This window comes from Flavobacterium aestivum (genome assembly GCF_026870175.2).
Lineage (GTDB): Bacteria > Bacteroidota > Bacteroidia > Flavobacteriales > Flavobacteriaceae > Flavobacterium > Flavobacterium aestivum.
Map to the genome: position 1 here is coordinate 3,264,205 of NZ_CP113977.2, position 21,229 is coordinate 3,285,433.

Annotated in this window: 16 protein-coding genes; 4 read left to right on the forward strand and 12 right to left on the reverse strand. The window is 33.8% G+C overall.

The genetic code is table 11. From position 1 onward, the window contains the following. Positions 1 to 81: 81 nt before the first annotated feature. The 5 genes from OZP08_RS13975 to OZP08_RS13995 all read right to left on the reverse strand — a co-directional run bounded on the left by OZP08_RS13975 (position 82) and on the right by OZP08_RS13995 (position 5,552). Positions 82 to 2,415 carry an ATP-dependent helicase gene (locus OZP08_RS13975; RefSeq protein WP_268846701.1) on the reverse strand — a complete coding sequence of 778 codons (2,334 nt, stop codon included), beginning with the start codon at positions 2,413 to 2,415 and terminating at the stop codon, positions 82 to 84. Between the two features lie 122 nt (positions 2,416 to 2,537). Next, complete coding sequence (locus OZP08_RS13980) at positions 2,538 to 2,957, reverse strand: DUF1801 domain-containing protein (RefSeq protein ID WP_268846702.1); 420 nt, start codon at positions 2,955 to 2,957, stop codon at positions 2,538 to 2,540. A 133-nt stretch (positions 2,958 to 3,090) separates the two neighbouring features. After that, on the reverse strand, positions 3,091 to 3,621 hold the full coding sequence (locus OZP08_RS13985; RefSeq protein ID WP_268846703.1) for an ester cyclase: 531 nt from the start codon (positions 3,619 to 3,621) through the stop codon (positions 3,091 to 3,093). Between the two features lie 300 nt (positions 3,622 to 3,921). Beyond that, positions 3,922 to 4,461: a lipid-binding SYLF domain-containing protein gene (locus tag OZP08_RS13990; RefSeq protein ID WP_281322134.1), complete on the reverse strand. Its 540-nt coding sequence runs from the start codon at positions 4,459 to 4,461 to the stop codon at positions 3,922 to 3,924. 323 nt (positions 4,462 to 4,784) lie between these two features. Further along, positions 4,785 to 5,552, reverse strand: a complete 768-nt coding sequence (locus OZP08_RS13995; protein WP_281322135.1) for a sulfite exporter TauE/SafE family protein — start codon at positions 5,550 to 5,552, stop codon at positions 4,785 to 4,787. Between the two features lie 175 nt (positions 5,553 to 5,727). On the opposite strand from OZP08_RS13995, the gene OZP08_RS14000 reads away from it, so the two are divergent. Continuing rightward, positions 5,728 to 6,249, forward strand: a complete 522-nt coding sequence (locus OZP08_RS14000) for a DUF7935 family protein (RefSeq protein ID WP_268846705.1) — start codon at positions 5,728 to 5,730, stop codon at positions 6,247 to 6,249. Positions 6,250 to 6,355: 106 nt separating this feature from the next. Here OZP08_RS14000 and OZP08_RS14005 read toward each other — a convergent pair whose 3' ends face one another. Both OZP08_RS14005 and OZP08_RS14010 read right to left on the reverse strand, forming a co-directional pair. Continuing rightward, a complete protein-coding gene (locus tag OZP08_RS14005) occupies positions 6,356 to 7,255 on the reverse strand; it encodes a patatin-like phospholipase family protein (RefSeq protein ID WP_268846706.1) in 900 nt (299 codons plus the stop codon). A gap of 149 nt (positions 7,256 to 7,404) precedes the next feature. Then, positions 7,405 to 9,468: a M1 family metallopeptidase gene (locus tag OZP08_RS14010; RefSeq protein ID WP_281322136.1), complete on the reverse strand. Its 2,064-nt coding sequence runs from the start codon at positions 9,466 to 9,468 to the stop codon at positions 7,405 to 7,407. A gap of 104 nt (positions 9,469 to 9,572) precedes the next feature. Here OZP08_RS14010 and OZP08_RS14015 point away from each other — a divergent pair, with 104 nt between their 5' ends. From OZP08_RS14015 to OZP08_RS14025, 3 genes are read left to right on the forward strand one after another with little or no spacing between them, the layout of a single operon-like run. Further along, the gene (locus OZP08_RS14015) at positions 9,573 to 10,310 is read left to right on the forward strand and encodes a Dph6-related ATP pyrophosphatase (RefSeq protein WP_268846707.1); all 738 of its coding nucleotides are present in this window, start codon (positions 9,573 to 9,575) and stop codon (positions 10,308 to 10,310) included. A gap of 39 nt (positions 10,311 to 10,349) precedes the next feature. Then, entirely contained in the window at positions 10,350 to 10,859 is a 510-nt protein-coding gene (locus OZP08_RS14020; RefSeq protein WP_281322137.1) for a hypothetical protein, read from the forward strand. 3 nt (positions 10,860 to 10,862) lie between these two features. After that, positions 10,863 to 11,552, forward strand: coding sequence for an aspartyl/asparaginyl beta-hydroxylase domain-containing protein (locus tag OZP08_RS14025; RefSeq protein ID WP_281322138.1), 690 nt, complete (start codon positions 10,863 to 10,865; stop codon positions 11,550 to 11,552). Position 11,553: 1 nt separating this feature from the next. Here OZP08_RS14025 and OZP08_RS14030 read toward each other — a convergent pair whose 3' ends face one another. The 5 genes from OZP08_RS14030 to OZP08_RS14050 form a co-directional block, all read right to left on the reverse strand. Then, positions 11,554 to 13,266 (reverse strand): carbamoyltransferase family protein, encoded by a 1,713-nt coding sequence (locus tag OZP08_RS14030; protein ID WP_281322139.1) that lies wholly within the window; start codon positions 13,264 to 13,266, stop codon positions 11,554 to 11,556. 52 nt (positions 13,267 to 13,318) lie between these two features. Continuing rightward, positions 13,319 to 14,803 carry an aminopeptidase P N-terminal domain-containing protein gene (locus tag OZP08_RS14035; RefSeq protein WP_281322140.1) on the reverse strand — a complete coding sequence of 495 codons (1,485 nt, stop codon included), beginning with the start codon at positions 14,801 to 14,803 and terminating at the stop codon, positions 13,319 to 13,321. 224 nt (positions 14,804 to 15,027) lie between these two features. Beyond that, complete coding sequence (locus OZP08_RS14040) at positions 15,028 to 15,453, reverse strand: hypothetical protein (protein WP_268846712.1); 426 nt, start codon at positions 15,451 to 15,453, stop codon at positions 15,028 to 15,030. A gap of 84 nt (positions 15,454 to 15,537) precedes the next feature. After that, positions 15,538 to 16,083, reverse strand: a complete 546-nt coding sequence (locus OZP08_RS14045; protein ID WP_281322141.1) for a DUF1697 domain-containing protein — start codon at positions 16,081 to 16,083, stop codon at positions 15,538 to 15,540. A 496-nt stretch (positions 16,084 to 16,579) separates the two neighbouring features. Next, on the reverse strand, positions 16,580 to 20,830 hold the full coding sequence (locus OZP08_RS14050; protein ID WP_281322142.1) for a M43 family zinc metalloprotease: 4,251 nt from the start codon (positions 20,828 to 20,830) through the stop codon (positions 16,580 to 16,582). Positions 20,831 to 21,229 lie beyond the last annotated feature (399 nt).

Here is a 21,229-nt window from a genome sequence, read left to right on the forward strand (position 1 = left end):
AGATTTTTTGTTTAAAGTTTAGAAAAAAATTTTAAAGATAAAAGTCTTACATAATAAAAACTTGAAACCAGAAACATTTTCTTAACCTATGATATCCAATTTTGCAAAACGCAGTAATAATTTTTTAATACCACCAACTTCAAATTTAATTTCCGCTTTTTTATCCGCTCCTACACCTTCCATATTGATTACTTGACCTTTTCCAAAACGTTCATGCATAACTACATTTCCAGCAACTAGCTTATTATCAAACAAATTAGCCTTTCCAGATGAAGCATCACTAGATACTGGCTTCAATTTGCGCAAATTGATATCCGATTTTGGTTCATTGTCTGTAACGTATTTAGGTGGCGTACTTCCTACCGGCTTAGCCAAACGTAATTTAGATTTATCCACATCTCCAAATACATCACCATCATTTGCAGGACTATAGCGGTAGTTCCTTTCTGGTGGCGTAAGATATTCCAAATATTGGCTTTCTATTTCTTCAATAAAACGAGAAGGCTCACTATCTGTCAGTTTACCCCAACGGTAACGCGATTGTGCATAAGTTAAATACGCTTGATGCTCTGCACGTGTTAAGGCTACATAAAATAATCGTCGTTCTTCTTCTAATTCACTTCGTGTACTCATACTCATGGCACTAGGAAACAAATCTTCTTCCATTCCAACCACAAATACATGTTGAAATTCAAGTCCTTTTGCCAAGTGTATCGTCATCAAAGCCACACGATCTTCATCGCTGGTATCTTTATCAAGATCAGTAGCAAGTGCTACGTCTTCCATAAATTCAGATAATGCTCCACGAGCGCCATCTACTTCTTTTTGTCCTTCAGTAAAATCCTTAATTCCGTTTAACAACTCTTCTATATTCTGAATTCTTGCCATTCCTTCGGGAGTAGCATCTTTTTTCAGCTCTTGAATCAAACCCGTTTTTTTGGCTACATGATCTGTTAAATAAAAGGCATCTTGATTTTCATTAATCACCTGAAAACTCTGAATCATAGTCACAAAATCAAGCAATTTTTGTTTGGTTCCCGAATTCAACTTCAAATCAATTCGCTCAATGTTTTGCATCACTTCAAAAATCGAACGTTTATAGTGATTGGCGGCAATGGTCAGTTTTTCAATAGTCGTATTCCCAATTCCACGTGCTGGGTAATTGATCACACGAATCAAAGCTTCCTCATCTTTTGGATTAAGAACCAATCGCAGATAGCACAATACATCTTTTACCTCTTTTCTTTGATAAAAAGACAATCCTCCATAAATACGGTACGGAATATCTCTTTTTCTGAGCGCATCTTCCATTGCACGGGATTGCGCGTTGGTACGGTACAAAATGGCAAAAGCTCCATTATGCAATTGATGGTTCATTTTTTGTTCCCAAATTGTACTGGCCACAAAACGCCCTTCTTCATTATCTGTAATACTACGGTGTATTTTTATTTTAGGGCCAAACTCATTGGCTGTCCAAACTACCTTATCCAGTTTTACCTTATTTTTATCAATAATAGTGTTGGCCGCTTCTACAATATTTCTGGTCGAACGGTAATTTTGTTCCAATCTAAAGGTTTTTACTCCTTCATAATCTTTCTGGAAATTCAAGATATTATTGATGTTCGCTCCACGAAATGCATAAATACTTTGCGCATCATCCCCAACCACACAGATATTCTGAAACTTATCTGACAAAGCACGAACAATCAAATACTGAGAATGATTCGTATCCTGATACTCATCTACCAAGATGTAACGAAAACGGTTTTGGTATTTCGCTAGAACTTCTGGGAAACGTGTTAGCAATTCGTTAGTTTTTAACAACAAATCATCAAAATCCATCGCACCAGCTTTAAAACAACGATCCACATAATGCTGATAAATTTCTCCCATACGAGGCTTTTTACTCATTGCATCAGCCTCCTGTAAATCCCTATCGTTAAAATATGCTTTTACGGTAATCAAACTGTTCTTAAAGTTTGAAATCCTACTTAAAACTTGTTTAGGTTTATACACATCACGATCCAATTGCATTTCTTTGATAATCGCCGAAATGGCACGTAAGGAATCCTGAGAATCATAAATCGTAAAGTTAGATGGATATCCTAAATGGTCTGCTTCAGAACGCAAAATTCGGGCAAAAATAGAGTGAAAAGTCCCCATCCATAGATTTTTAGCTTCACTGGCTCCCACAATATCCGAAATACGATTCTTCATCTCCCGCGCTGCCTTATTGGTAAAGGTAAGCGACAAAATATTAAATGCGTCAATGCCTTGATGCATCAAATAAGCAATTCTGATGGTAAGTACACGTGTTTTCCCTGAGCCAGCACCGGCAATAATAATCATAGGACCATCCTTTTGCAATACTGGTTCACGTTGTGCCTCGTTAAGTTGTTCTATATATTTTTGCATGAAAAAAAATCTGTTTAATGCAAAAATAGCAATTTTAGAATGAATATGCATCCCTTACCCGAATTCAGATTACAGCTTTATCAGAATAGAAAGAATGCAGTTCTCTAAATAAACCAAAAGCATCAATTAGGATACAGTTCCTTAATATGCTCAATAGATTTCTTTACTAATTGACTCAGTATCTCTATATCAATATCTTCTATTTTTTGAATGTACAAACAAGCTTTACTGGTCTTATGTTTTTCTAATTTAGAAAGCAACAATTCTTTCTCTTCAAAAGTTGAAGCCAGATATATAGTAAGGGCATTTTTCCTTGATGCCAGTCCTACAAGTGGAGCATTTCCGGCATGTCCGCTTTCGTACTTGTAATTATATATACCGAATCCAACAATACCTGTTCCCCACATTTTCGGCTCAAATCCAGACAGTTTACTTAGCAAATCAATTATAAAAATACAGTCTTCATGTCTTTTTGCATTACTAATGGATACTAAAAAGTCGGCGACACTATTTTCAGTTTCAATTGTTTTATTTTTTGCCATTATCTCTAGGTTTTACAGTTGAATAATACATTTTAGTACCAATAAATTTTAAAAATAAAAAAAGCTACAATTTTTATAATCATAGCTTTTCATTTTTATTCTTTATATAGCAAATATTTTCTTAAACGACGAGTTACTTAGCTTTAATAGAATCCATTTTTTTATTCATCGAACTCGACTCGTTCATTTGTTTCATCATAACCGTAGGGTCAGTATAACTCCAATGCTCAATAACTTTGCCATCTTTTATTTTTACTAGATCAACTACATTTTCATTCATTACGGTTCCGGCAGGCATCCCCATACTGGCATCTATTGCTGTACCGGTTATTTTTGAAAGCGTAAAAACATAATCCGCATTTGCAGATGTTGTAATGATATCAAATTTTAAATCTTTCATATGGTTATGCATATCAATAAGCATAGGCTTGAGGCTATCCCCTCCTTTTATTTCTTTTCCACTAGGCCCCATGTGATCAACTACATCGTCTGCAATTAGACTATTTATAGTTTCTGCGTCGCCAGTTTCAATGGCCTTAATAATTTTGGCGTTAATGTCTAAATTTTTCTGATTTGGATCCGCCATCGAAGTAGTCCCTGAATCTTTGCAGGAGACAAACAAACAAAATAAACCTGTTACCGTTAAAGCTAGATTTTTTTTCATACCATTTTAATTTAAATTAAACTAACTATTTGAAAATAAAGCATCTAATTTAACAAATTAAATAAAATATTGTAGCTTTTTTTTGAAAAAAAATCTATTTATATGTTTTCGAGAATAGAAACCACAAATAGAGTATCAATAAAACCATATCCAAAAAAAAGTCCCACTAGAATTCTAATGGGACAAATTATTTCTATATCCTTTTAGTGAATATAACATCTTTATGAACAAGAAATACATCTGAATAACTGAATTAAATCATTTTCATAGCAAATATTAGTATTCACCAGTAAAAGAATATTACATTTTATCAAATTTAAACTTTTGACCACCAACTGAGGCTTCATACATCAAACCACCTTTTTCCATGGTGAATACCATAACTCCGTCAGTATATTTTGCGTTTCCTGACACACCAGCACTTACAGCTACTGCTGATGCTTGAGCAGCAAATTCGAATTTACTTTCTTTAAAATGATCCATTCCTTCTTTTGTCTCAAAAAAGATTACTTCACGATATGCTTGTCCACCAGCTTGGAGACCAATACTTAACTGTGTCAACTTAGCCATACCTATTAATTTACCTTTTTCATAAACTGCACCATTACCAGCTGCCCCTCCAACTCCAACTCCTCCTTTACCAACATTAGGAAAGATAACATACCCCTGAGCATTATCAAAGATTGCTTTCATAAGATGGTCAGTTTTAATAAACTCAGCTTTTGCTGTATTACTGTCAGCTATAATTTTATCTTTTTTAGAGTCTGATTGTCCCAATATAGGCGCTATATTTATAAAACAAGCTACCAATATTATCCAAATAACATTTAATTTTTTCATCTTATAAGTGTATTAAATTGTTGCAAAATTTCCTCCATCAAAGTTAATACAAACTTCTTAAATAAGTACAAATATATCTGATTATCAATATTTTAAACATATTTCGTTTTATGATTCTTACAAGAATTTGTTCCGCGTAGTAACTACAAATTTCCAAAACAAAAAAACACCTTCGCTTACTCAAATTATGTCTGCGTAAAGGATAGAAGCAAGCTACCGAAGTAGCGCGGATAGCCTGACCCCCACTAGAAAAAGGGCGCATAAGCGGCACTATTGGTTAGCCCTTTTTCTAGTGGGGGTTACGCCCAAAAAATTAGTAAATATTACTTAAAAAAAACATCGTAGGCAAAACGGAGCAATGTACCTATTACAACTACCAAAAAGAAAATTCGGATGAATTTGTTTCCTCTATTTATGGCTAGTTTGGCTCCTATCCATCCTCCTACAGCATTGCTGGCAGCCATGGGCAAAGCTATAACCCAAATAATTTTTCCTTTGAGCATGAACAAACAAATAGAACCAAAATTGGTTGCTAGATTAACCATTTTGGCATTGGCAGATGCATGTAAGAAATCAAATCCCATGATGGCAATGAAAGCCACTACAAAGAAACTCCCTGTACCTGGACCAATGAATCCATCATAAAAACCTACTACAAAACTGATTCCTACTGCATTAAAGATTTGAGTTCTTGCAGAAATATCTTTAATTTGGTGTTGCCCGAAATTTTTCTTGGCATAAGTATAAATGGCTAATAATGAGAGTACCACCAGTAATAAAGGTTTCATAAAATCATTACTCACATAGGTCAACAATGTCGATCCTAAAAATGCAGACGGAAAAGCCAATATCATCATAATCCCTAGGATTTTCCAATTGATTGTAACTTTCTTCATGTATTGGTAAGCTGCAAATGCGGTTCCGCTAAAAGATGGAATTTTAAGAGATCCTATTACGGTTGACACGGGAAGATTAGGTAACAGTATAAGCCCCATGGGTGTTTGTATAAGTCCGCCTCCGCCAACAACTGCATCTATGAATCCTGCGAAAAAGGCAGCTAAACAAAGTAATAGTATAATGTAAGTTTCCATATATTTTGATTTCTATCCGATTTTGGCAGGCTCACGAAGTTCCTAACTGCTTCTCTGTGTTTTTGTCATTTTGTCTGAAAAACAAAAATACTATTCCACTATTTATTATTGCGATAATTTGCCATTGATTTTGACCCGAAAATATTATTTTTGCCTTTTTTAAAATAAAAATAAAATGGATTTATCTAAAATACTTGAATTATTGGGTTATACTGTTCCTGCAGTTATTACCGGAATGGTTGCCTATAAATTTTTTAATATTCATACTAAAAACGAAGAAGGAAGACGTCGTTATTTATTGAGCAAAGAAGCTCAAAAAAATGCTTTACCCCTACGCTTACAAGCATACGAGCGTATGACTTTGTTTTTGGAACGCATAAGTCTTGCTAATTTATTGACTAGAATTGCACCTATTTCTAACGATAAAAACGACTATTGTAATTTTGTTATTGCTCAAATCGAGCAAGAATTCGAACACAATTTAGCACAACAAATTTACATGACTAATGAGTGTTGGACTATTATTGCAACTGCAAAAAATGCTACAATCCAAATGATTCGTAAAGCTGCTTTGAAAGATTCTGTAAGTAATGCAAATGGCTTAAGAGAAGAGCTTTTGAATGAATTGCTTGAAAAACAAACACCAAGTAGTGCAGCTTTAGAATATATTAAAAAAGAAGTGAGCCAAATGTGGTAATTCTTTTTTAAGATACAACGTTTCTGAGAAACTAAGATTCTAAGTTTTTTTATTCTATTATAAAGATCTTAGGCCTTAGTAACTTAGCTTCTCAGAAACTTTACTCTCACCTAATTTCGGACATTATTTCGCTCTTATTTTGGGCATAAATAAAACCTAACTGCCACCATTTTTTCATCTTTACTTTATTAAAAATGAGTGCATTATTGGTTAATTTGGTCGGTGTGTAATATAAATTGAGTTTTACGTTTTTATTTTTTGCAGCGAGTTTACCGTTCAACAAATCAAGTTTTCCAACTTGATCCAACGTAAATAAAAACAAATCGATTAATAACGAAAAAGGATTTTTCCCTAAGATAGTTCTTGTAATGCTAATTTCGGTTTCTAAGATAATAACATCAATTTCTGTAGCTCCGCGATTAATCGCTTCCCTAATTGGAATTAAACTGGAAAATCCGCCATCGCCATATTCGCAACGATCTTTTTTGACGATGCTCATAAACGGAATATAATTACTCGATATCCAAATCCAGTCACAAAACTCCTCGTAAGTACAATTTTTTACCGACTTATATTCAGCTTCATTTTTAGAGATATTCGTAACCGTTACCACCACATCTTTTGCTAACGACTGTAAATGATGAAATTCTGAAACTGAAATACTGGCTTTAATAAATTCCCGTAATTTTCGGCTTTCTCCAAAAGTTCTTTTGCCTCTAAAAAATTGCCGAACCACGTTGAAATGGTTGATGGTTATATATTCTACGCCTTTTTTCTTTTTGATAATAAATGGATTGATATCAAATATCTTATCCATATCAACACTTGTATAAATGGAATGAAGCTTATCTATATTCCCTAAAGCAAGATGAGGAATCAATAAACTCCCTGTCGAAGTCCCAATAAACAGATCATAGGAATGCCCTTTGTTTTGCAGTAAATACTGGGCAACTCCCCCTGCAAATGCACCTTTACTTCCACCACCAGAAATGACTAATGCTCGCATGTAAAATAAGCTCTAAGATTCTGAGTTACTAAGGTACTAAGTTTTTTTTGAAAGTTTATATGATTCTCAGAAACTAAGCTATTGAGTTTATTATTAAAACTATGTTTAGCCGCTTAGAAACTTAGTTCCTCAGCAACTTAAATCAATCTCTATTCCTTTAACAATCTATCCAATTGAAATTGTTCTTTTTCGTTTAAACTAGGCAATATGGTTTGGAAAGCAGTCCTGATTTCTGGAGTTTTTAATAAAATACGAATGTTCTCTCTACCAAATTTTGAAAATTGCCACATATGATGCGTTGTGGCATTGACTAAATTCTTTAAAACATCTTCGTTGATAACGTTAAAATTGATTAGATATTCTAAAGCATTTTGTCGTGTTGTGGCCTCATATTTAGGAGAAGAGTAATTAACTAACTCTTGAAGATACGTTTCTTTGTTGGTTAAGTATTCAGGTGTTGAAGCTGCTAAAGACAACCACAGAATTCGAAGATTAAAATCATTAAATCCCATCCAATCTTTTGATTTTTCTAAATAATCGACTCTTTTATTTTGAAAACTATTCCATAAATAATACAGAGCAGATTCCTGTGTTTGATAGGATTTATCATTCAGTAATGTTTCATACTCGGTTCTGAATTCTTCGGGTATTTTTTGAAGTGTATTTGCTACAGCCTGACGAACCTGAAGATTTTGAGTTTGTAGCGCCAATCGCAATAACTGTTTTTTATCTTCAAATTTCTCTTTCATGAGCTGACTAACAATAGACACTTTTACTGTAAAATAAACATCAGATTGTAGTGTTTTTTCGAAGAAGGCATATTTTTCCGAAAGTGGTTTATTCCTTAGTTTAGCAACTTCAAGCTGAATCTTCATTGCATTATTTTTCATCAATAAACTATTGGCTTCCTCAGTATTAAACACAGGTGTTTCAAGCCACACTTTACTAAAAGTCTCTAAATCATAATCCGACACTTTCTTGATTTCGTCAAAGAAATTTTGCGTTGTCACATTTTGATAAGCATATTTTTTAAGATAGTTTTTTACCGCTTTCCTAAAAGCTTTCTCCCCTATTCCTTCTCTTAAAACATGCAGAGCCCAAGCTCCTTTTTGATAAAAAGATAAAGAACTTGCTTTGGTATTTAAAACCGGAATTGTATCCGTTTTGGAGGCTTGCTTGAGTTGCATTGACGATTCATATAGTTTGGAATAAAAATAATCGTCACCATAGATAGATCTCTCCGCCAGTAATGCATAATAGGTTGCAAAGCCTTCTTGTAACCAGTGGTCTTTCCCACTTTGAGCAGTGATTAAATCTCCAAACCATTGGTGCGCCAGTTCGTGGGCATTGACATTGGTATAACTGCGATCTTCAAAACCAATAGCATCCACCACATAACGTGTTGTGAATAATGTTGTGCTAGTGTTCTCCATACCTGCATACAAAAACTCTGAAACAGGGATTTGTCTATAGATTTTCCAAGGATATTTCACTCCTATTTCTTTTTCCAAATAATTAAAAATTTCTTTAGAATAACGATAGGTTGGTTCTCGTCTAGAAACATCCTTCGGATCGATATACATTTCTAATGAAACTCCTGATTTTGCATTTGCTATGCTTTTATCAAATCTTCCAATAGCAACCATTAATAAGTAGGAACTCATTGGTTTTTCCATTTGATAACTCCAAAGGGTTACATTGTTATTCCCTGCTTTGTTTTTTAAAACGCCATTTGACAACACCTGATATTTAGAATCAAAAGCAACATCCATATTAAAAATTACTTTCTCATTGACATCATCAAAACTCGGAAACCAATGACTGGTGTATTTTCCTTGCCCTTGTGTCCAAATCTGTAAATTATTTGTGGCTTCAGATCCCACAAAATACATAGTTTGCTTAGGCTTGGCTTCGTATCTAAACTGAATGGAATTTTTGCCTTTTTGAAACCGATATATCAAAAGCAATTCTTTTCCGTTGGTTTGAAATGGAATATTTTTTTGATTCAACTCCACTTCAGAGAATATCATATTTTGTGCATCAATTTTGATGGTATCAATAGGTTTCAATACCTCAAACGTGTAGTTTACTAACCCTGTAATGCTTTTGTTATTTAGATTTATAGTAATTTGACCATAAACGGTTTTAAAATCTACTGATTTTGTTTGTTGTGCTAATACAATTGTGGATAAAAACAGGAAAATGTATTTCATTTAAATTAAAATTGACGCTTAAGTTATTCAAAGTTACAAAGGTTTGACCAACAAATCGAACTTAATTTGTAAGTTTACTTCCAGAATAATCTAACCTATTACCATTGAAGAAGAAAGCCCTTTTTAATTGGAGCAGCGGAAAAGATTCTGCTTTAGCTCTTTATAAAATACTACAAGACGAAGAATATGAAATTAGCTGTTTATTAACGAGTGTCAATCATCAGTTTCAGCGTATTTCTATGCATGGCGTTCGGGTTGAATTACTAGAACAACAAGCTAAAAGCATTGGATTACCACTAGAGATCATGCAAATTCCAGAAATGCCAACGATGGAAGTCTATGAGTCCGTTATGCAAACTACCCTCACCAAATTAAAAGAGCAAGGAATTACACATTCTGTTTTTGGAGATATTTTTCTGGAAGATTTACGAAAATACAGAGAAAATAAATTGTCCGAAATGGGTTTTGAAGGCGTGTTCCCGCTCTGGAAAATACCTACTCATGATTTAATTCAAGAATTTATTGCATTAGGATTCAAAACCATTGTGGTTTGTGTTAACGAAAGATTTTTGGATAAAAGTTTCGTTGGTCGAGTGATTGATCAAGACTTCATTAATGATTTACCAGAAAATGTAGATGTCTGCGGTGAGAATGGGGAATTTCACACCTTTGCTTTTGACGGACCTATTTTCTCCAAACCAATTGAATTTGAAATTGGTGAAGTTGTTTATCGCAAATATGAAAAACCAAAAGAAGAAGATTCCTCAGATACGGCTTGTGATACTTCGGCATCGGATGCTTTTGATTATGGTTTTTGGTATTGTGATTTGGTGGTAAAATAAACTTATCGCAGAAGATGAATTAACCTTTAATAAATTATTATGATAACCAAAAACGATAATGAAGCATTAGAAAAAGTTTTGTTTTTTTTGAATACTATCGGAATTGATATTATCGAAAAAAAGTTGGACGAAACTACCTTTTTACCGGGATTATGCCTAGGAGCAAATTGCATTTATATCGATTTTGAAAAGTTATTATATCCAGGCGATATTTTACACGAAGCTGGACATTTAGCAGTTACAACCTCATCAGAAAGGAAACTGGTTGGGACAGAAGAAATGCCAAAAGACTGGCCAACTCAGGGCGATGAGATTGGTGCCATTTTATGGTCGTATGCAGCCATTTGTCATTTAGAATTGCCTCTGGAATTTGTTTTTCATCCCAATGGATATAAAAATAATTCAGATTGGTTTATTTCAAATTTTAGCAGCGGGAATCATATCGGTTTGCCTTTTCTGGAATGGGCTGGACTTACTTTGAGTGAAAACAGAGCAGCAATTGAAGGAAAAAAAGCTTTTCCTATAATGCAAAAATGGTTAAGAGACTAAGTTATGGAAGAGCTAATACGCACAATAAAATTCCCTATTGTTTTTGATACAGAACGTTTGAAAGCTGATGTTCAAAAAGTATTGAAACAAAATTGGGTTGATCATTACAACACCAATGATTATTCAGGCAAATGGACTTCTATAGCCCTGATGTCACAAGGAGGAAAATCGGATGCTATATATGCTTTACCAAATAATAATGAACCCATTATAAATACAGAGGTTCTGGATTCTTGTGATTATTTTAAAGCCATTCTAGATGGTTTTTTATTCGAAAAAACTGCAGTACGCTTGTTACAATTAGCCGTTGGGGCGGAAATAAAACCTCACAGTGATCATTGCTTGGGATATGAAGATGGTTCTTTTAGATTGCATATCCCAATTATTACCAATAGTGAAGTAGAGTTTATTTTGGATGGCAATCGTATTATAATGAATGAAGGTGAATGCTGGTATATTGATGCAAATTTTATACATTCTGTAGCGAATCGGGGAACAAATGACCGCATACATTTGGTTATCGACGGTATTCGGAATGATTGGACAGATCAACTCTTTTTTGCGGAAGCCCACCCTGATCAATTCATAAGACCAAAACCTATGATGAGTGATGAACAAAAACAACTCATAATAGCTGAGTTACAACGTATGGGCTCAGTCGTGGCTAATGATCTAATTAAAGAGATTAAATAAATTATTCTGAAGCATTATTTTTTTCGATTACCACATTTTCAAGAACTAAAATATCCAATGCTGAAATTCCAAATAAGTACAGAGCCTCCTCTGGAGTTTCTACTATTGGCATTCCTTTTTTGTTCAAACTCGTATTGAGCAATACGGCTATACCACTTTGTTTTTCAAATTCTTTTAACAATTTAGCAAATCTTGGATTCCAGTTTTCCTCAACAGTTTGCACTCGAGCTGATCCATCGCAATGCGTTACATTACACAATTGTTCGAGATATTCGGCACGGGTTTTATCAACCAATATCATATAAGGGCTATTTCTGCCGGATTCAAAATAATGTGTAACTTTTTCTTTTAAAACTGCTGGAGCAAATGGACGAAAATCTTCCCTAAACTTGATATTTCTATTAATATGAGCTTTCATTCCCTGTATTCCGGGATGCGCCAAAATACTTCTTCTTCCTAACGAACGAGGTCCAAATTCTGAACCTGATTGAAACCAAGCTATTGTTTTACCTTCGTTTAACTTTTTGGCACAGTATAAAATTAAACTCTCCTCACTTTCAAATTTCTTTTGAGTATAGTTTTCATTAGATTCTTTATCGAGTGCTTCATCTATCAGTTCTTCATTGTATTGCTTGCCAAAACAAGTACTTCCATCGTGAGTTACCTTTGGCATTTTTAAATATTCAAGCCAGCCGTAATAAGCACAGCCCAATGCTAGCCCATTATCACCAGCGGCTGGTTCGAAATAAATATTCTGAACTATTTTGGTATCTTCAAGTTTAGCATTAGCAACTGCATTAAGAGCAACGCCACCTGTATAACATAAATTTTTATGTGGAAATCGTTCCAATCGATTAGCAATACAACTAATAACTGCTTTTTCTACTTGCTCTTGCGCCCATTTTGCAACATTGGCATAATAGGAAAAGTGTTCTTTAAAATAATCATACCCTTTTGATGGATTCCTAAAGTGTTTTTTCCAACTATCCTTAACCAATAAACTACCGGATTGAAATTCAAAAGCATCAAAATTAAAATCCTTTGCATCTCCAAATGGAGCAAGTCCCATTAATTTACCCACATCGTCCATATCTCCAAATACATACAAACTTATTGCTGCATAAAAACCACCTATGGAATGTTGTGTGGTTGGAAGTTTTAGTTCACTAACAGCTGCATCGGACATTTTGCTGAAATCTTTAAGCAATGGAGTGAGTTTTTGACCATCAAAATGATAAAAACTATCTTTTTCGCATATCATTTGGCTTTCATTCAAAAATGAAGGATCAATATACCTTTCTTGTTCCGGATGCATGCTTAAAAACTGATGCAATGGACTACCGCAACCATCAATTACCATTACTGCGCATTCAGAAAAAGGTGAGGTTCCTACAGCACTATAAGCATGTGCTAAATGATGCGATATATTTACAATCTCTGGTTCATTTGTTCTTGCAAAAATTCTTTCGCCTTTAAACTGATTCCGGTCAGGAATATCAAAATTGGCGCATTGTACTACTAAGGCAACATCACTTAACACTATACCTTCCGCATCCAAACAGTATTGAATCGCCAAGTTGTCATTACCTCCATCATGTTTTTTTCTGCTGATTCGTTCTTTTTCTATACCTACACAAACACGGCCATTTTTTAACAATACAGCCGAACCGTTATGCGAAAGTCCTGTTCCTAGAACATATATGGGTGGAGTCAATTAAATATGAATTTTGATTATGAAAATATTTAAAACTAGTTTATGGATTGTTTTAATTCAACTTTGGTAAATCAAAAGCATCCAAAACACTTTTCTCAGCCATAAGGCTTTCTATTTCATTTGATTTTCTAGGTGCATCTGCAGATAAATTTATTGGCTCATTTGCTGTAACCAATATATCATCTTCAATTCGTACCGCTATTCCCCACCATTTTTTATCACAATCACTTCCTATCGGAATATAAATACCCGGTTCAACAGTAAGTACCATATCTTTCTCGAATGTGTTATATAGTCCTGGATCGTGTACATCCAAACCTATATGATGAGAAGTTCCATGTGGGAAGTATTTTCTTGATTCTTCTGGTGTTTTAATGATTCCCAATTTTACCAAACCATTGCTGATTATATTTCGAGCCGCTTCATCTGGTGCTGCAAAACTATTACCAATTTTAACCATGGCAATACCTGCTTCCTGAGCTTCGTACACTAAATCATAGATTATTTTTTGTTCTGGTGAAAATTTACCGTTTGCAGGAATCGTTCTGGTAACATCGGCTGTATAGCCGTGGTACTCGGCCCCTAAATCCATTAACACTAGATCATTTTCGACTTTCATTTTGCTGTTTTCTATATAATGCAAAACACAACCGTTATTTCCTGCACCTACTATAGAAGGATATCCTTCAAACTCACTACCATATTTTTTATAGACAAATTCATGAATTCCTTGAATTTCTGTTTCTGACATTCCGGGATGCATTGCTTTCATTGTTTCGCGCTGTCCTATTGCCGAAATTTTAACTGCTTTAGTCAATAAAACCATTTCTTCTTTCGACTTAACTTCACGTAAACTTGCCATATAAGCAGTAATTGTTTTAGTATCTATATTAGCTTTTTGGGGAGTTATACTTTTATTTACTGTAATCTCATTTTTAAGACTAGAATTGGTTTTAGCTTCCGTTTTTACATTGTATCCAATTTGCTTTTTAAAAGAAGCTATTAACTTGTATAAACTAGCTTCTTCTTTTTGAGAATCACGATAATCATCTTTAAAATCGGTAAAGAACACGTTACTAAAGCTATAAAAATCAATGCCTGAGTTTAAAAATTCTTTTCCGTTAAGAGCATTATCAAAACCCAAGCTCTTTTTAGCTCCATCTACCCCTAAACGCACACCTGTCCATTGTTCTGCATTTGGATTTTTTTCCTGAACATAAATCAATTCATTATAGGTTTTCCCTTCCTTATTGGTTTGATTATCCGAAAATAGAACCAAAACACAATTAGGTTCATTATATCCGGTTAAGTAATAAAAATTTGGATCTTGATGATATACATAATCTACATCATTGGCTCTGTTTCTGACTGCATTTCCAAAAAAGACTGCTACACTATTCTTTGGCATTTTTTTACGCAAAGCCTCTCTTCGGTCTTTATGAAACTGAGCCGATAAATAATCAGTAGGGTTTCCATTTTGCGCTATTGTCGCATAAACTAATGTTAGAGTGAAAATAATCGAAAGTTTAAATTTCATTTTTTTGAGCTTAAAGAATTAGTATAGTGTTACTTCTCGGTAAAATAAAAGTAAATATAAATATTTTTTGCAGTTTGAATCTTTTTTTTCTAAAATGTCATTCTACCTCATCCAGAAATAAAAAAAGAGAACAATAAAGCTCTTATGCTTTAGAGTTCTCTTTTCAAAATTTGCAATAATTGAAATTAATCAAATTATTAACAAAACATGGTAAACAATCCTCATTAATCTACCTTTTGGTATTCTAGTCCGGGGCCATCGCAAGCACTCCATTCACTAGATAAAATATTATTAGTTTTAAAATGAAGCACTTCTTTTAAATTTCCGAAACAACTTCCTATAATTTCACTGTCTTTTAGGTATGTTAATTCTAAATATTTTCCGTATTGATAATCTATTGTAGTGTATGTTCCTATAGCTTTTGTTTCAATATTGTTTCGAATTCTGGATTTTGTAAATGTTCCGTCTTTGTTGAACAAATAATATTCCTGCCATTCCATTGCTACTTCAGTAGTTACTGAATCAAACATAGATCCATACATTTTCACTAACGTCCATTTTTCAAGATGATTGTCTGCGGTTTCTTCTGTGTCTTTCGAGCAGGAAGAAAAAACAGTAATAAAAGCGATAATAAAAGTAAGATATCTCATTTTTCGTTTTTACAATTATCTATTAGACGCAACAAATTGCAAAAAGTTGCGTCTAATTATGTTTTTTTTTGAAAAAAATTTCATTTATCTCTCTCCAAATATTTTCAATAACTGTGTCACTGTGTTCCAATTGCGCATGGTAGCTGTTACATTCAGCTTTTTTTCAATGTATTTTTGGTCAAATCTGGTTTTCCCTGCTCCTACTGAATATTTAATGTAGATTCTGCTTTCATCTATATGTGCCTCATCAGGTTTTACTTGACTCATTTTTAAATCATTGATGCTTTCGCTTCGTAAAGCTATCGAAATAAAAGCCACATACAATCTTTTAGTATCAACTTCTGATTCTTTCAAAAACACATTGTTCTTGAAACAACTTTCTAAGTCCGATTTGCCAATAACAACAATAGGCACTTCATGTCCAAAAACCTTAAAAATCTCCTGTTTGATTAAAAATCCAACTTTCGCAGGATTTTCCTCCTCTGTATCCACAAAAACATTTCCGGATTGTATATACGTTTGCACATTTTGAAAACCTATTGCTTCTAAAGTTGCTTTCAAAGCGTCCATTTTTATCATATTGTGACCAGAAACATTGATGCCACGAAGGAGTGCGAGATGAGTTATCATTTTTTAAACTGTTTTGTTTTGCGAAGGTAAATTGAATAATAACGATTTCCAATTATTCTCATAATCCTTAATATTTTAATAAGCTTATGTGGCATAAAAGAAAAAACTCTACCGGCTAACCGATAGAGTAAAGAAAAAAAACACAATTTGAATTAGTAAAAAGTTAATATATTAAATCAATATAGCTTCATTAAGACTGTTCGTTTATTTCAGAATGTTTTTATAAAATCATTTGTTGTATAACCAAATATATATAAAATTTAATACAAAACAACAAATTAGACCTTTTTTATTACAAAATAAGTATTATTACCTAGGAAAAAGACTAGTATTTTTAAAATATCACATCTTTCAAATATTAGATATATAAAAAACACATCCCAGATTATAAACATTATTTAAGTTTATCCTGAAAATTATAACTTATATCCTAAAAAAATAGGCTACCAGTAATGATAGCCTATTTTAGCATAGTTAGGTATTTATGATTTTGGAATTATTTCACAATTAAACTCTTAGTTACTTCAATAGAATTATCTACTAATTTTACGATATAAACACCTTTTGGTAAATGACTAACAGAATAATTAGATTGATTTCTTACAACATCCACTAATTTTCCAAAGGAATTGTAAATGTATAAAGTTCCCGATGTAATGTTTTCATTATTTAAACTAAAATTAACATTGCTAGATGCTGGATTAGGATAAATTAAAAATGCTTGTTTATCTGTTGATCCATTTGGTTCATTTGCAGCCACAGGTCCAGCTAATGGTAGAGAAATATCTACATAATTACTCCACTCACTAATACCAGTTGCATTTACTGCTCTTACTCTAAACCTGTAATTTACATCAGTTCCTTGTTTAGGAATCCATAAATAATAAATAGTTGAAGTACCAAATGTAGACCAACCAGTAGCAGAATTATACAATTGTACTTCATAACTAGTTGCGTTATTTACTAATACCCAAGAAGAATAAAATCCTGAAGCATAAATTCCTGAATTACCCGGAGTTGGTGTCGCTAAAGCTCCCGGTAAAGTAACATCTACAACATTACTCCAATTGCTAGTTCCTGAAGCGTTAATAGCTCTTACTCTAAATGTATAACTAGTGGTAGCTCCTTGTTTTGGAATATACAAATAATACGTAGTAGAAGTCCCAAAAGTAGTCCAACCTGTAGCAGAATTATACAACTGCACTTCATAACTTGTTCCGCTGATCGCCGATCCCCAATAAGTATAAAATCCATCAACATAAACTCCATTGGCTGAGACTACTGGTGCAGCAACTCCTGTAGAAGCAATTGTTGCTGTGCCAACATTAGAATAACTTGAATAAGTGGTTCCTGCATTGGCTCTTACTTTATAAGAATAAGTAGTTCCTGCTGCAAGTCCTGTATCTGTATATGAAACTACATTAGCACCTAGTGTTGCAATCACACTATATGATCCGCTACCAGTTGCTCTTTCTACAGAATAAGCCGTTTCGTTCGTTGCATTATCTGTCCAAGTCAATCCTACTTGCAATGCTGTTGAATTAGCAGTTGCAACAAGGTTGCTTGGAGTATTTACAGTAATGGCTCCGTTTATAGTTGCAGAAGCAACATTAGAATAATTTGAATAGGTAGTTCCTGCATTAGCTCTTACTTTATAAGAATAGGTAGTTCCTGCAGCAAGTCCTGTATCTGTATAAGAAGCCGCATTTGCTCCTAGGAATGCAATAACAGTATATGCACCGCTTCCTGTAGCTCTCTCAACTGTATAAGCAGTTTCGTTGGTTGCATTATCTGCCCAAGTTAATCCTACTTGCAGTGATGCTGAATTAGCAGTTGCTACAAGATTACTAGGAGTATTTACGGTAATAGCACTGATAGTAGCAGTTGCAACATTAGAATAATTTGAATAGGTACTTCCTGCATTGACTCTTATCTTATAAGAATAAGTAGTTCCTGCTGCAACTCCTGTATCTGTATAAGAAGTCGCATTTACACCTAAAGTAGCAATAACACTATATGCACCACTTCCTGTTGCTCTTTCAACAGTATAGGCAGTTTCATTGTTTGCATTATCCGTCCAGGTTAATCCTACTTGCAATGATCCTGAATTAGCAGTAGCAACTAAATTACTTGGAGCATTTACGGTAACAGGAAAGCTATTCCCCGTATATATAGTTCCTCCGGGTTGTGTATTGTATCCATACTCTAAAACTGTATAGCTATTACCATCTGCAGCTACAGTTGCTTTTAACCAACCATAACAAATACGCCCTCTATTTAAGTATTCAAAACCAATATATCCAGTTTGCCCATCCCACGCTTTATAAGTTGGTGTGCGAAGATCTAATTGGTCAGGATATGCTCCAGGCGCAGTTATGTTTCTTGTGCCATTCACAGCTTCGCCCAATCCTAATTTAGTGATATTTCTAGTACCTGTTTGACATACTAATTTTTTTGTATAGGTTTCTAATTTTAAGTGATTAGCAGCATACCACCAAGCTCCAAAAGGCGAATCATCACTAGGCATAGTTTCAAAATATTTCCATTGGTTATTTGTGTCAGCGCTAGCATCAGCCATATCGACATAGTATATTCCATAAGGATTTTCAAATGCTATTTTAACGGTAACTTTATCAGATGCAAGAATAGATGTACCACCAGTAATTGCGGCATTCAAAAATGTTACTACAACTGAAGCGCTATTTGTTTCTAAATGTTGTGAAGCTGCACCTGTAAAAGAAAGAGCTACATTAGCATTATTTTGCATAGTTAATACAGCGTTTAAACCAGAAGGAACACCAGAAATGGTGTAATCTGTCCCTAGAACTAAATTTCCTGAGCTTTTTGTAAAAGTGGCATTATTAGTTGACAAAGTAATTATACTATTAGAAGTAACACTACCATTGTTAGTATCAGCTTCATATAAAGTATCTGCAGAAACTGTTACGGCGGCTTTTGCAGTAATTCCGGTGTATATTGCTGCATTTGGTTGTGTGTTATATGCATACTCAGTTATGGAATATCCATCGCCATTAGCATTTACACTTACCTTAAACCATCCATAACAAGGAAGTCCATCTATAAGATATTGAAACCCTACATAACCTACTTGTCCATCCCAAGTTGTATATGTAGACGTTCTAAGATCCAATTCATCTGGATAAGCATTAGGTGCTACAAAATTTGAGCTTCCGCTAATTGGTACATTGTAACCTAATTTTGTTATGTTTCTTGATCCTGCCTGGCAAACTAATTTTTTATCATACGTCTCAATTTTCAGATGATTTGCTGCGAATCTCCATCCTCCATAACGAGCATCATCACCTTTGACAATTTCAAATGCTTTCCAAGTTTGAGCGGCAGAAATATTTACATCAGCCATATCAACATAAAATATCCCATAAGGATCTACAAAATTCATAGAGAAATTCAAACTAGTACAAGACAAACCGGATAATCCGCCTGTAAATGCAGCATCCTTGAATGTAATTGATCCTATTGAATTATTGATAACTGCATGATTCGTTGCGGCACCAGTAAATGAGAGTGTTAATTGAGAATTGCTATTAACTGTTAAGACAGGAGTTATTCCAGCCGGAAATGTAGAAGTATAGTCTGTTCCAGCTACTAAAGTTCCAGATGATTTAGAAAAAGTTTTTGTTCCGCTTATTGCTATTACTGATGTACCATCAAATGTACCATTGTTTGCAACTGCTTCCTTAAAAGCACTTACTACCGAAGCTATTGAAGCTCCTCCAGAATTAACACCTGTAGCAATTAAGTTAGCTGGTTGCCATAATGATTTTCGTGCCGGATGTTCTAAAGCTGCCAACATTCTTGTAACTTGTCCTTGGGTAAACATTTTGTAACAGCCTTGTGCACCATTATATCCCATGTAATTCTCGATATTAACCTTATCACCCGAACAGTTTGTCCCCGGAGTACAGGATAAGGTGTGTTTAGCATCTTCAACTGGAGTATCATCTACTTCATCAGTTCCTGTACATCCACCTTCAAAAGTGTGGATTAAGTTTAGAAAATGACCAAATTCATGTGTCAATGTAGAAGAGAATTCTTTATTTGCAGAATTATCATAAAGATAAGCACCATTAAAAACAACTCGAGCTGTATTGCTTGCTGTCATTCCAGAATCTGGATACCAAGCTACACCCGAATTATTTAAGGTGCCATTATTATACAAATCATTCTGAATATAAATATTCATATACTTTGTATTATCCCAGGCATCTGCAGCAATCTGGTCGTCATAACCTCCCCCATTGCCGTATCCATTTTTAGCAGAGTGAAACACTACTCCTGTAGTACAACCTCCGTTTGGATCAATTTTAGCCAGTTTGAACTGAATATTTAAAGTTGATCTTCTTGCCTGGAAGAAAGGTTCAACTGTATTATAATCAGCATTTAGTCCATTAAAATCATCATTAAGCTGCTTAAGATGATTTACAATTTTTTCGTAAGTCACTGTTTTACCACTTTGTACTGTCCCGTAGACATGAAATACCACAGGAATAGTATAAGTTACAGCAGCCGCTTTGCTAGTAGTTGATTTTGCACGTTGTACTGCAAATTTTCTACTATAGACATCAAAATCGGAACGCTCTTTTCGAGAATTCGGATTGTTCTTGTAAATGAGCTCATTTTCTTCTTTGGCTCTACAACTTTGCTCTTGAGCATTTATGTTTATCACAAATAGATAAAACATAAGCAGAAATAATTTTTTTTTCATAATGTAGGTTATTTTTTGTAAAATTAAACATAGAATACATGCAAAATTTACATTATCTTAACATGAAACAATATTAAAATATCACGTTTTTGATAAAAATTTGGCTATTTTTTTTTGTTTTTCGTAATTTTTGATATAAAAAAATATCATATACACAATGTGAAGCCTTTATTTTAAAGGGCTCGCAAGAATAGCGATTATTTTTTTGTAAATAATTTCCATGAAAATGTTATATATTCATAAATACCTACAAATCAAGTATTTGATTATTTTTAATTTCAATCAAAAAAAGAAAGACTAAACAAAGATTTCTATGTATAAATTCAAAAATTTGTATCTTTTAAATTCGCAAACAAAAAACTATCTTCGCTTTCAAAAAATAAATAGAAAATAGAATAA